The organism is Streptomyces sp. NPDC054866 (assembly GCF_053610745.1).
This window is the reverse complement of sequence record NZ_JBSGZA010000002.1, coordinates 1,166,380-1,178,659: the sequence shown is the minus strand read 5'-3', so window position 1 is coordinate 1,178,659 and position 12,280 is coordinate 1,166,380. Positions and strand designations below refer to the sequence as shown.

10 protein-coding genes are annotated in these 12,280 nt (G+C 71.4%); 7 read left to right on the top strand and 3 right to left on the bottom strand.

Going from position 1 to position 12,280, the window contains the following annotated elements:
• Positions 1-2 precede the first annotated feature (2 nt).
• Entirely contained in the window at positions 3-1,619 is a 1,617-nt protein-coding gene (locus ACWGI2_RS13950) for a carboxyl transferase domain-containing protein (RefSeq protein ID WP_453695444.1), read from the bottom strand.
• 87 nt (positions 1,620-1,706) lie between these two features.
• Between ACWGI2_RS13950 and ACWGI2_RS13945 the strand changes: the two genes are divergently transcribed.
• The 4 genes from ACWGI2_RS13945 to ACWGI2_RS13930 all read left to right on the top strand — a co-directional run bounded on the left by ACWGI2_RS13945 (position 1,707) and on the right by ACWGI2_RS13930 (position 5,493).
• The gene (locus ACWGI2_RS13945) at positions 1,707-2,297 is read left to right on the top strand and encodes an SACE_7040 family transcriptional regulator (RefSeq protein WP_453695443.1); all 591 of its coding nucleotides are present in this window, start codon (positions 1,707-1,709) and stop codon (positions 2,295-2,297) included.
• A gap of 126 nt (positions 2,298-2,423) precedes the next feature.
• The gene (locus tag ACWGI2_RS13940) at positions 2,424-3,581 is read left to right on the top strand and encodes an acyl-CoA dehydrogenase family protein (protein ID WP_160505158.1); all 1,158 of its coding nucleotides are present in this window, start codon (positions 2,424-2,426) and stop codon (positions 3,579-3,581) included.
• Positions 3,582-3,631: 50 nt separating this feature from the next.
• Complete coding sequence (locus ACWGI2_RS13935) at positions 3,632-4,501, top strand: acyl-CoA thioesterase (protein WP_453695441.1); 870 nt, start codon at positions 3,632-3,634, stop codon at positions 4,499-4,501.
• Positions 4,502-4,521: 20 nt separating this feature from the next.
• Positions 4,522-5,493, top strand: coding sequence for a cation diffusion facilitator family transporter (locus ACWGI2_RS13930; RefSeq protein WP_453695439.1), 972 nt, complete (start codon positions 4,522-4,524; stop codon positions 5,491-5,493).
• Here ACWGI2_RS13930 and ACWGI2_RS13925 read toward each other — a convergent pair.
• Together ACWGI2_RS13925 and ACWGI2_RS13920 are read right to left on the bottom strand one after the other, a co-directional pair.
• Positions 5,454-6,242, bottom strand: a complete 789-nt coding sequence (locus ACWGI2_RS13925) for a phosphatase (RefSeq protein ID WP_453395644.1) — start codon at positions 6,240-6,242, stop codon at positions 5,454-5,456. The genes ACWGI2_RS13930 and ACWGI2_RS13925 overlap by 40 nt on opposite strands.
• Positions 6,243-6,333: 91 nt before the next feature.
• Positions 6,334-7,851 (bottom strand): PucR family transcriptional regulator, encoded by a 1,518-nt coding sequence (locus ACWGI2_RS13920; protein WP_453695437.1) that lies wholly within the window; start codon positions 7,849-7,851, stop codon positions 6,334-6,336.
• 176 nt (positions 7,852-8,027) lie between these two features.
• On the opposite strand from ACWGI2_RS13920, the gene ACWGI2_RS13915 reads away from it, so the two are divergent.
• The 3 genes from ACWGI2_RS13915 (at position 8,028) to ACWGI2_RS13905 (ending at position 12,250) form a co-directional block, all read left to right on the top strand.
• On the top strand, positions 8,028-9,500 hold the full coding sequence (locus ACWGI2_RS13915; protein WP_453695436.1) for a sodium:solute symporter: 1,473 nt from the start codon (positions 8,028-8,030) through the stop codon (positions 9,498-9,500).
• Positions 9,501-9,587: 87 nt separating this feature from the next.
• Positions 9,588-10,568 carry an agmatinase gene (gene speB, locus ACWGI2_RS13910; protein ID WP_453695435.1) on the top strand — a complete coding sequence of 327 codons (981 nt, stop codon included), beginning with the start codon at positions 9,588-9,590 and terminating at the stop codon, positions 10,566-10,568.
• Positions 10,565-12,250: a thiamine pyrophosphate-binding protein gene (locus tag ACWGI2_RS13905; protein ID WP_453695433.1), complete on the top strand. Its 1,686-nt coding sequence runs from the start codon at positions 10,565-10,567 to the stop codon at positions 12,248-12,250. Before speB ends, ACWGI2_RS13905 begins: the two co-directional genes overlap by 4 nt.
• The last annotated feature ends 30 nt before the right edge of the window (positions 12,251-12,280 follow it).

Genomic DNA, 12,280 nt, shown 5'->3' with positions numbered 1-12,280 from the left:
CCTCACATCCGGAAGACGCCGAAGCCGGGCTCGCCCAGCGGAGCCTCGGCACACGCGGTCAGGGCGAGGCCGAGGACCTGCCGGGTCTCCATGGGGTCGATCACGCCGTCGTCCCACAGCCGGGCCGTGGCGTAATAGGCGTTGCCCTGCTGTTCGTACTGGGCGCGGACCGGGTCCTTGAAGGCCTCCTCGTCCTGCGCCGACCACTCCTCGCCGCGCGCCTCCAACTGGTCGCGCTTGACGGTCGCGAGGACCGAGGCGGCCTGCTCGCCGCCCATCACGGAGATCTTGGCGTTCGGCCACATCCACAGGAAGCGGGGGGAGTAGGCACGGCCGCACATCGAGTAGTTCCCCGCGCCGTACGAACCGCCGATCACCACCGTCAGCTTCGGCACGCGCGTGCAGGCCACCGCCGTCACCATCTTGGCGCCGTGCTTGGCGATGCCGCCCGCCTCGTAGTCCCGGCCGACCATGAAGCCGGAGATGTTCTGCAGGAAGACGAGGGGGATGCCGCGCTGGTCGCACAGCTCGATGAAGTGGGCGCCCTTCTGGGCGGACTCGGAGAACAGGATGCCGTTGTTCGCGATGATGCCGACCGGGTGGCCGTGCAGGTGGGCGAAGCCCGTCACGAGCGTCTGGCCGTACTCCGCCTTGAACTCGGCGAAGCGCGAGCCGTCGACCACACGCGCGATGACCTCGCGGACGTCGTACGGGGTGCGGGAGTCCGTCGGCACCGCTCCGTACAGCCCGAGGGGGTCGACCTTGGGCTCCTCGACCGTCCGGACCGACCAGGGGAGTTCGCCGCGCTCGGGGAGCGTGGAGACGATCGTCCGCACGATCCGCAGCGCGTGCGCGTCGTCCTCCGCGAGGTGGTCCGTGACCCCGGAGACCCGGGAGTGGACCTCGCCGCCGCCCAGCTCCTCGGCCGTCACGACCTCGCCGGTCGCCGCCTTCACCAGGGGCGGGCCGCCGAGGAAGATCGTCCCCTGATTGCGGACGATCACCGCCTCGTCGCTCATCGCGGGGACGTACGCCCCGCCGGCCGTGCACGAGCCGAGCACGGCCGCGATCTGCGGGACACCGGCGCCGGACATCCGCGCCTGGTTGTAGAAGATCCGCCCGAAGTGCTCGCGGTCCGGGAAGACGTCGTCCTGCATGGGCAGGAAGGCGCCCCCGGAGTCCACGAGATACAGACAGGGGAGGCGGTTCTCCAGCGCGACCTCCTGGGCGCGCAGATGCTTCTTCACCGTCATGGGGTAGTACGTCCCGCCCTTGACGGTGGCGTCGTTCGCGACGATCACGCAGGTGCGCCCGGAGACCCGGCCGATGCCGGCGATGACTCCGGCGGCCGGGGCGTCCCCGCCGTACAGACCGTCGGCCGCGAGCGGTGCCAGCTCCAGGAAGGGCGAGCCGGGGTCGAGCAGGGCGTCCACGCGGTCGCGGGGCAGCAGCTTGCCGCGCGCGACATGGCGGGCACGGGCCCGCTCGCCGCCGCCGAGCCTGGCCGCCGCGAGCTTGGCCCGCAGGTCGTCGACGAGGGCGGTGTGCGCCGCCTCGTTCGTCCGCCATGCTTCGGACGCGGGATCAGCCGCGCTCGCCAGCACTGGTGCCTGCAGCATCAGTCGAGCCCCCTTGCTCGGTTAATGAGCGTTAACGCATTTCCATCAGGTTAACGACCGCTAACCGCCCTGTCTAGAATTGATTCCATGGCCACCAGAACCGACGCCCCCACCCGTCGCGAGCAGATCCTCAGGGAAGCCGCCCGGCTCTTCGCCGAGCGCGGCTTCCACGGAGTCGGAGTGGACGAGATAGGAGCCGCCGTCGGTATCAGCGGGCCCGGCCTCTACCGCCACTTCGCGGGCAAGGACGCGATGCTCGCCGAGCTGCTCGTCGGCATCAGCGGGCAGCTCCTGACCGGCGGCAAGCGGTGTGTGGCCGAGGCGGACGGGTCGCCGCAGCAGGTGCTCGACGCGCTCATCGAGGGGCACATCGACTTCGCCCTCGACGACCGCTCCCTGATCACCCTGCACGACCGCGAGCTCGACCGGCTGCGGGACACCGACCGCAAGCTGGTGCGCCAGCTCCAGCGGCAGTACGTGGAGATCTGGGTCGACGTGGTGCGCAAGGTCTATCCGGACCTCGCCGAGAACGCGGCCCGCGTCGCCGTCCACGCGGTCTTCGGGCTGCTCAACTCCACGCCGCACCTGAGCCGGCGCGACGCGCTGCCCAGCCGCAGCGCCATGGCGGAGCTGCTGCACGGCCTCGCGCGCGGGGCGTTCGCGGCGGCGGTGGCGTGACGGGAGCGACAGGACTTCTCTCTGGACGGTCCGGTGACCGGCGGGTAACGTTTGTCTGAGCAAGCGCTTAGTCCGGGCTTGGACCACAGTGAGCCGCTGGGGCCGTCGTAGCAGAGGGAGTTTTCCGTGCGCCGTACCGTTTTCAATGAGGACCACGAGGCGTTCCGGGAGACCCTGCGCGCCTTCATCGAGGCCGAGGTCGTCCCGGTCCACGAGGAGTGGTTCGCCGCGGGTCAGGTGCCGCGCGAGTTCTACTACAAGCTCGCCGAGCTCGGTCTCTTCGGCATCAGCGTCCCCGAGGAGTTCGGCGGCGCGGGCATCGAGTCGCACAAGTTCGAGGCCATCCAGTACGAGGAGACGGCCCGCGCGGGCGTCACCTTCGGCGGCTCCGGCGTGCACGTCCTGCTTGCCCTGCCGTACATCAAGGCGCTCGGCACCGACGAGCAGAAGAAGCGGTACCTGGAGAAGTTCGTCTCCGCCGAGGAGATGTGGGCCCTGGCGATGACCGAGCCGGGCACCGGCTCCGACCTCGCGGGCATGAAGACCACCGCCAAGCTCTCCGAGGACGGCACGCACTACGTCCTCAACGGCTCCAAGACCTTCATCACCGGCGGCGTGCACGCCGACCGCGTGATCGTCTGCGCGCGTACGTCCGCGCCCACCGCCGAGGACCGCCGCTTCGGCATCTCCCTCTTCGCCGTGGACACCAAGTCCGAGGGCTACTCCATCGGCCGCAAGCTCGACAAGCTCGGCCTGAAGACCTCCGACACCGCCGAGCTCGCCTTCGTCGACGTCAAGGTCCCCGTCGAGGACCTCCTCGGCGAGGAGAACAAGGGCTTCTACTACCTCGGAAGCAACCTCCCCTCCGAGCGCTGGGGCATCGCCTACGGCGCGTACGCGCAGGCCAAAGCCGCCGTCCGGTTCGCCAAGGAGTACGTGCAGGACCGCACCGTCTTCGGCAAGACGGTCGCCTCCTTCCAGAACACCAAGTTCGAGCTCGCCGCCTGCCAGGCCGAGGTGGACGCCGCCGAGGCCGTCGCCGACCGCGCCCTGGAGGCCCTGGACGCGGGCGAGCTGACCGCCGCCGAGGCCGCGTCCGCGAAGCTGTTCAACACCGAGGTCGCGCACCGCGTCATCGACAAGTGCCTCCAGCTGCACGGCGGCTACGGCTTCATGAACGAGTACCCCATCGCCCGCCTGTACGCGGACAACCGCGTCAACCGCATCTACGGCGGCACCAGCGAGGTCATGAAGATGATCATCGCCAAGAACATGGGCCTGTAGAGAAGCCTGAAGAGACTGCCCTCTGAAGACCGCCCTGTAGAACTGCATTCATGAACCAGGCACTTGAGTCCCTCCTCGATCTGCTCGACCTGGAGCAGATCGAGGAGGACATATTCCGGGGCGTGAGCCGCTCGGCGCTCGTCCCGCGCGTCTTCGGCGGCCAGGTGGCCGCCCAGGCGCTCGTGGCGGCGGGACGCACGGTCCCCGCCGATCGGCCCGCCCACTCCCTGCACGCGTACTTCCTGCGCGCCGGGGACCCGGGCGCGCCGATCGTCTACACCGTCGACCGGATCCGCGACGGCCGTTCCTTCACCACGCGCCGGGTCGTCGCCGTCCAGCACGGGCAGCCCATATTCCACCTCTCCGCGTCCTTCCAGACGTACGAGGAGGGCTTGGAGCACCAGACGGGGATGCCGTCGGCCCCGGACCCGGAGACGCTGCCCACCGCCGCCGAGATGCTGCCGCGTCATCTGCCGCCGCACGTCGCCGAGCGCCTGATCGAGGCCCGCGCGGCCGTCGACCTGCGCTACGTGGACGCGCCGCCCTGGGCCACGGTCGGGCAGCCGCGCGAGCCGCGCTCCCAGGTGTGGTTCCGCACGAACGGCAAGCTCGACAGCGGTGTCGACGCGTCCTTGCTGCACGTCTGCCTCGCCACGTACGTCTCCGACATGACGCTGCTCGACTCGGTGCTGCTCGCGCACGGCCGCGGCGGCTGGGCGGTCGGTGACGTCGTCGGTGCCTCGCTCGACCACGCGATGTGGTTCCACCGCCCCTTCAGGGCGGACGAATGGCTCCTGTACGACCAGGAATCGCCGTCGGCGTCCGGCGGACGCGGCCTCGGCCAGGCGCGGATCTGGACGCAGGACGGGCGGCTCGCGGTGACGGTCATCCAGGAAGGCGTCGTTCGCGTTCCTCGCTGATCGGACATACCGTCCGATACATGAGTGAGCAACCGTCAGAAGGCGGTGGCGAGAGCACCTTCACCGTCATCGTCGCCGCCGTCGCCAACCTCGGGATCGCCGCCGCCAAGGCCGTCGCCGGCCTCATCAGCGGGTCGAGCGCGATGCTCTCCGAAGCGGCGCACTCGGTGGCCGACACGGTCACCGAACTGATGCTGCTCGTCTCCCTCAGGAGCAGCGAGCGGCCCGCCGACGAGGAGCATCCGCTCGGCTACGGAGGGGCCCGTTACATCTGGGCGCTCCTCGCCTCCGTCGCCACCTTCGTGGGCGGCGGCGTGTTCGCGGTCTACGACGGCATCCACACCCTCACGCACGGCGAGGACCCCGGCGACCCGCTCGTCTCGTACATCGTCCTGGGAATCGCCTTCCTCCTGGAGGGCTACTCACTGCGGACGGGGCTCAAGCAGGCGAGCGGCGAGGCGGACCGCTTCGGGGTGCACATCAAGCGCTACCTGAGGCACACCCCCGACACCGCGGTGAAGGCCGTCGTGATGGAGGACTCGGCGGCGCTCATCGGCCTGGTGCTCGCCGCGGCCGGGCTGCTCGGCGGGCAGCTCACCGGCTCCGGGGCGTGGGACGGTGCCGCCTCGCTGTGCATCGGCGTCCTTCTTGTGTACGTCGCCTGGGTCCTCGGGCACGCCAACTCGGAGCTGCTCATCGGGCGTCCGCTGCCCGCGGAGATGCGGGCCGCGGTGCGGGCCGAACTGCTCGCCGACCCGCACGTCGTGGACGTACTGGAGCTGACCACGCTCCTCCAAGGGCCCAAGGAGGCCCTCGTCGCCGCCAAGGTCGACTTCCGGGACATGTCCACGGCCGGGGACATCGAGCGGGCCTGCGACCGGATGGCGCACCGTATTCAGGAGCGGTTCCCGGCCGTCAGACGGGTGTACCTGGACCCGACGCCGGGCCCCGCTCAGGACTCGGGGGTCAGCCCCGCCGCGTCCAGCAGGTAGGCCGTCAGCGGGTCGTAGAAGCGCGGGCTCGTGACGTGGTCGTCCAGCGGGACCGTCACCTGCACGGTGCCCTCGGCCTCGCCGATGAACAGCGCGGGGTCGTTGCAGTCCGCGTACCCGACGGAGTCGATGCCGCGCTGGCCCGCACGCCCCGCCCAGCCGTGGTCGGCGACGACCAGGTCGGGCTGCGGGCGTCCCTCGCGCTCCAGGCCGTCCAGGATCGCGTTCATCGGCTCGGGGGAGTGCGTGTGCCACAGCGTCGCGCCGCGCTCCAGCATCGCCACGTCCGCGAACTGGAAGACCATGCCCTCGTCGGCGGTGAGGCCCTCCGGGATGACGACGATCTCGCAGCCCGCCGCGCGCAGGGCGGCCGCCGTCGCGCGGTGCACGTCGAGCAGGCCTCCGGGGTGTCCGGTGGCGAAAAGGACCCTCTCCTTGCCGGCCGCGGCCTTACGGAGGCGCGCCGCCATCCGCTCCAGGGCGTCGACCGTCAGCTCGGGGTCGATGGTGTCCTGTCCGTGCCGGAACTCGGCGTCGTCGATCACGCCGCACCGCTCGGCCATCACCGCGAGGACGTCCTGCTCGTCGGTCCAGCGGTCGCCGAGCTCCAGGCCGAGCCAGTAGTGGCGGTCGCCGTTCGCGAGCTTCCTGTAGTGGCTGAGGTTGTTCTCGCGGGGCGTGGCGACATCGCCCGCGATGCGGGAGCGTACGAGGTGATCGACAAGCGCGGCACGGCTGGGTATCGGCATGGGTCCTATTCTGCCGTCGGCGACCGAGCGGTGACGGGCAGTCCCGAACCCTGGACCTGTGAGGTGCGCCCCTCTGCCGTCGAACCCCGGGTCACCTCCTGCCCAGCGCGAACCACAGCTCCATCCGTACGTCCGGGTCGTCCAGGTCCGCCCCCAGGAGCGTCCCGCAGCGGGTGATGCGCTGTCTGACCGTGTTGCGGTGCACCCCCAGCGCCGTCGCCGTGCGGTCCCAACTGCCGTGCAGGGAGAGCCAGGTGCGCAAGGTCTCCGTGAGCGCCTCGCTGCCGCCGAGCGGGGCGAGCAGCACGCGCGCGTGGGCCGCGGCCTCCGCGGGCGCCACCAGAGCGGCGATGCCCGCCTCGCGGTGCCGGACGAGCGGCGCGCGGGTGGCCTCGGCACGGCGCAGGGCGCGGTCCGCCTGGGCGTCGGCGGCGGGCAGGTCCCCGGTGGCGGCGGGTGCGGAGGCGCCGATGGTCCAGCCCGGCTGCCCGGTGAGCTCGCGGTCGGCGGGGAGGAGCAGCCGTACGAGGTCCTGCCCCGCGTCCGCGTCGACCAGGCCGCTGCCCAGCGCGGCGGCGAGCGCGGAGGCGGCGACGGAGTGGGCCACCGGGTCGTTTCCGGCGTCCCCGCGCGCGTGCACCACGGTCCACTCGTCGGCCCCCAGGAGAGGCGCGACATCGCCCGCAGCCGAGCCGAGCAGCAGCCGCACGAGCGCCGCCGACCGCACGGCGTCGGCGGCGCCCTGGTGCTTCCCGGTGAGGAGGGAGAGCAGCACGACGGCCACCCCGGTGATGGTGTGATCCCCCGGTTCGCGCTGCTCGGCGGCGACCCCCAGCGCGAACCCCTGCCCGCCGCCCAGCGCGTACGCCGCGAGGTGGGTCCCGCCCACGGAGTCGGTGGCGGAGGCGGGAGCGGGGCCGGGGCGCCCCGAGGGACGTACGACTTCGGAGAGGTCACGCACCGCCTGCCGCGCGCCGGCCACCGGCGCCGTCCCCGCCGTGTGGAGCACCGCGCCGTCCGGAGCGTAGAGCGCCGCCCAGCCGCCGAGGCGCGCCGCGAGCTGGCGAAGCACCGCGGGCACCGGGTCCGGGCGCGCGGCGGCCGTGGCGAGGCCCTGCTGCGCCTCCGTCACGCGGCGCAGCTCGGCGTGTCTGGCCTCCGCAACCAGCTGCCACACCGCGCGGGCGACCCCGCTGAACGTCGTGCGCGGCGGCACCTCCAGGAGCGGAAGCCCGTAGTGGTCGCAGGCCGTCACCAGGGCGCGCGGCACCGTGTCGTGCACGGGCGCGACGCCGAAGCCGAGGGCCGCGCCGCCCGCCTCGACGATCCGCGCCACGTAGTCGTCCAGATAGACCCCCGCGCCACCGGGATCCGTGATGTGCACGCCTGCCGTCAACAGCAGCTCGCCGCCCAGGAGATACGGGTACGGGTCCGCCATCTCCGAGGTGTGCACCCACTGGACGGCCGCCCCGCTCTCCCCGGCGTCGGGGCCCGCGATCTGGCGCAGGCCCAGATCGTCCCGGGCGAGGACCGCGGTCAAGGGGACGGGAGGCGTCGGGGGAGGGGCTGACGGGGCGGTGGGGTCCGGCACGGTGGATGTTCCATCCATATCGATCACGGCGAGTGGATGAAACGTACACTTCAGCGTTGCTTTCCGGCCACCTAAGGTCGTGCCGACCCCAGGCCGCGGGTACGGGCGGATGTCCCCGCGGCTGGTAGCCACCCCCCAATTGGCATCACCCCCATCTGCACGACACGCCACCGAGGTGCGCGAAGGAGGGCCCTATGGCCGTCGACTACACAGTGATCGTCGTCTATCTCGTCGGCATGCTCGCCATGGGCTGGTGGGGCATGCGCCGCGCCAAGTCCAAGAGCGAGTTCCTCGTCGCCGGACGCCGCCTCGGACCGTGGATGTACTCCGGGACCATGGCGGCCATCGTCCTCGGCGGCGCGTCCACCATCGGTGGCGTCGGCCTCGGCTACCAGTACGGGCTCTCCGGCGCCTGGATGGTCTTCACGATCGGCCTCGGCCTGCTCGCGCTGAGCGTCTTCTTCTCGGCGCGCATCGCCCGGCTGAAGGTCTACACCGTCTCCGAGATGCTCGACCTCCGCTACGGCGGGCGCGCGGGCGTCATCTCCGGAGTCGTCATGTGGGCGTACACCCTCATGCTCGCGGTCACGTCGACCATCGCGTACGCCACGATCTTCGACGTCCTGTTCGACATGAACCGCACGATCGCGATCATCCTCGGCGGTTCCATCGTCGTCGCCTACTCGACGCTCGGCGGCATGTGGTCCATCACGCTCACCGACATGGTGCAGTTCGTGGTGAAGACCATCGGCGTGCTGCTCCTGCTGCTGCCCATCGCGGTCGTCAAGGCCGGCGGCTTCAGCGAGATGAAGGCCAAGCTGCCCACGGAGTACTTCGACCCGCTGGGCATCGGCGGCGAGACGATCTTCACGTACGTCCTGATCTATACGTTCGGCATGCTCATCGGGCAGGACATCTGGCAGCGCGTCTTCACCGCGCGCAGCGACAAGGTCGCCCGCTACGGCGGCACCGTCGCCGGTACGTACTGCCTGGTCTACGCGATCGCGGGCGCCGTCATCGGCACGGCCGCCAAGGTCATGTACCCCAAGCTGCCGAGCGCGGACGCGGCCTTCGCGACCATCGTCAAGGACGAACTGCCCATGGGCGTACGGGGATTGGTGCTCGCCGCGGCGCTCGCCGCCGTGATGTCCACGTCCTCCGGAGCGCTCATCGCCTGCGCGACCGTCGCCAACAACGACATCTGGTCGCGGCTGCGAGGAGTCGTGAAGGCCGACGGCGCGGACGACGAGCCGCACGACGAGGTGAAGGGCAACCGCCTCTTCATCCTGATCATGGGCATCGCCGTCGTCTGCATCGCCATCGCCCTCAACGACGTCGTCCAGGCGCTCACCGTCGCCTACAACCTGCTCGTCGCCGGTCTTCTCGTGCCGATCCTCGGCGGGCTGCTGTGGAAGCGCGGCACCGCCGAGGGGGCGCTCGCGGCCGTCGCCGCCGGAGGGCTCTCCGTCATCGGGCTCATGTGGGGGTACGGGATCCTCGCCAACGAGCCCATCTACTACGGCCTGTTGATCTCCCTCGGCGTGTATGTCGTCGTCTCCCTCGCCACGAAGCCGACCGACGCCCAGGTCCTCGCGGCCTGGCGCGAGCGGCTCGCGGGCCGGGGGTCCGATGAGGAGGCGGAGCCGCAGGCTCCGGTGACCGTCTAGTTTCTCCGCGCGGCCCACTGTCAGTGGGCCGCGCGACACTTGTCCCAGCAGCACAGCATCACTCGTACCAACAGGAGGAAACCGACCATGAGCAGCGCCGAGACCCCGACCCCCCGCGGCCCGGTCGACTCCTCCCGCATCCCCCGGTACGCGGGCCCGGCGACCTACGCCCGCCTGCCCCGCCTCGACGAGGTGGGCGGCAAGACGGACATCGCCGTGGTCGGCGTGCCCTTCGACACCGGTGTGTCGTACAGGCCCGGCGCCCGCTTCGGCGGCAACGCCATCCGTGAGGCCTCGCGCCTCCTGCGTCCGTACAACCCCGCGCAGGACGCCTCGCCCTTCGCGCTCGCCCAGGTCGCGGACGCGGGCGACATCGCCGCCAACCCGTTCAACATCAACGAGGCGGTCGAGACGATCGAGGCCGCCGCCGACGACCTCCTCGGCTCGGGCGCCCGCATGATGACGCTCGGCGGCGACCACACCATCGCCCTGCCGCTGCTGCGTTCGGTCGCCAAGAAGCACGGCCCGGTCGCCCTGCTGCACTTCGACGCGCACCTGGACACCTGGGACACGTACTTCGGCGCCGAGTACACCCACGGCACGCCGTTCCGCCGCGCCGTCGAGGAGGGCATCCTCGACACCGAGGCGCTGTCCCACGTCGGCACGCGCGGCCCGCTGTACGGCAAGCAGGACCTCACCGACGACGAGAAGATGGGCTTCGGCATCGTCACGTCGGCGGACATCTACCGCCGCGGCGCCGACGAGGTCGCCGACCAGCTGCGCCAGCGCATCGGCGACCGCCCGCTCTACATCTCCATCGACATCGACTGCCTGGACCCGGCCCACGCGCCCGGCACCGGCACCCCGGAGGCGGGCGGCATGACGTCGCGCGAGCTCCTGGAGATCCTGCGGGGGCTCTCCTCCTGCAACCTCGTGTCGGCGGACGTCGTCGAGGTCGCCCCCGCCTACGACCACGCGGAGATCACGGCCGTCGCCGCCTCGCACACCGCGTACGAGCTGACGACGATCATGTCCCGCCAGATCGCGGAGGGGCGGGCGGCCAAGTGACGCACGACCACGACGTAGTCCTGCGGCCCACGGACGCGCAGACGCGGGCGGCCCTGAACCCGCCCGCGGGGCGCAACGGCGGCGACCTCGTCGTGGAGACCCTCCAGGGCCTCGGCGCGACGACGGTCTTCGGTCTCCCCGGCCAGCACGCGCTCGGCATGTTCGACGCCCTGCGGCGCTCCTCCCTGTCGTACGTGGGCCTTCGCGTCGAGAACAACACGGGCTTCGCGGCGGACGCGTACGGCCGGATCACCGGTGAGGTGGCCCCGCTGCTGCTCTCCACCGGACCCGGCGCGCTGACCTCGCTCGCCGCGCTCCAGGAGGCGGCGGCCGGTTCGTCGCCCGTGCTCGCGATCGGCAGCCAGATCCCGGTGGCGGGCCTCGGCGGCGGCCGGCACGGCTACCTCCACGAACTGCGCGACCAGCAGGCGTCGTTCAGGGACGTCGTCAAGTCCGTGCACACGGTGCGCACCGCCTCGCAGATCCCCTCCGCGATCGCGGCGGCCTGGGAGTCGGCGCTCACCGCCCCGCACGGCCCGGTGTGGGTGGAGATCCCGCAGGACGTGCTGCTCGCGGAGACGACGCTGCCCGTCGTGACGGCCATGGACGCGACCCCGGACGAGGTCGTCCCGCGCCCCGAACTGACCGCGGTGGCGGCCGACCTGCTGTCCCGTGCCGAGCGCCCGGCGATCATCGCGGGCGGCGGAGTCGTGCGGTCCGACGCGAGCGGCAAGCTGCTCGCACTCGCCGAGCTGGTGAACGCGCCCGTCGTCACGACCTTCGGCGGCAAGGGCGCGTTCCCCTGGGAGCACCCGCTGTCGCTCCAGTCGTGGCTGGAGGACCGGTACACCACGGACTTCCTTGAGGACGCCGACGTCCTCCTGGTGGTCGGCTCCGGCCTCGGCGAGCTCTCGTCGAACTACCACACGTTCAAGCCGCGCGGCCGGGTCATCCAGATCGAGGCCGACGCGGGGAAGCTGGAGTCCAACCACCCGGCGCTCGGCATCCACGCGGACGCGCGGCTCGCGCTTTCGGCGCTCCTGGAGACGATCGACGCCCCCCGCGATGACGCCTCGGCACCCGAGCGGGTGCGGGCGGTCCTCTCCAAGGTCAAGGAGCGGATCGCCGCCCAGGAGCTCACCCTGGAGCAGCAGGTTCTCGCGTCGGTGCGTGAGGCCCTGCCGGACACGTCCCCGTCCTTCTGGGACATGACGATCCTGGCGTACTGGGCCTGGTCCGCGTTCGACGCGCGGCACCCGAACACGATGCACTCGGCGCAGGGCGCGGGCGGCCTCGGGTACGGCTTCCCGGCGGCGCTCGGAGCGGCTGCCGCCGACCCCTCGAAGCCGGTCCTCGCCGTCTCGGGCGACGGCGGCGCGATGTACTCCATCGCGGAACTGGCCTCGGCCAAGCAGCACGACCTGCCGGTCACCTGGCTGATCGTGGACGACGGGGGGTACGGCATCCTCCGGGAGTACATGTCGGACGCCTTCGGCGAGCCCACGGCCACGGAGCTGTCCCGCCCCGACTTCGTCGCGCTCGCGGAGTCATTCGGGGTGCCGGGCGTCCGTACGACCCCGGAAGCCCTGAAGGACGACCTCGCGAAGGCCCTTGCGGAGCCCGGGCCCTCTGTCGTCGTGCTCCCGGCGGTGCTGCGGATGTTCGAGCCGACGCACCTCTGATCGCGGGCGGGCTTCCTAGCCTGCTCTGGT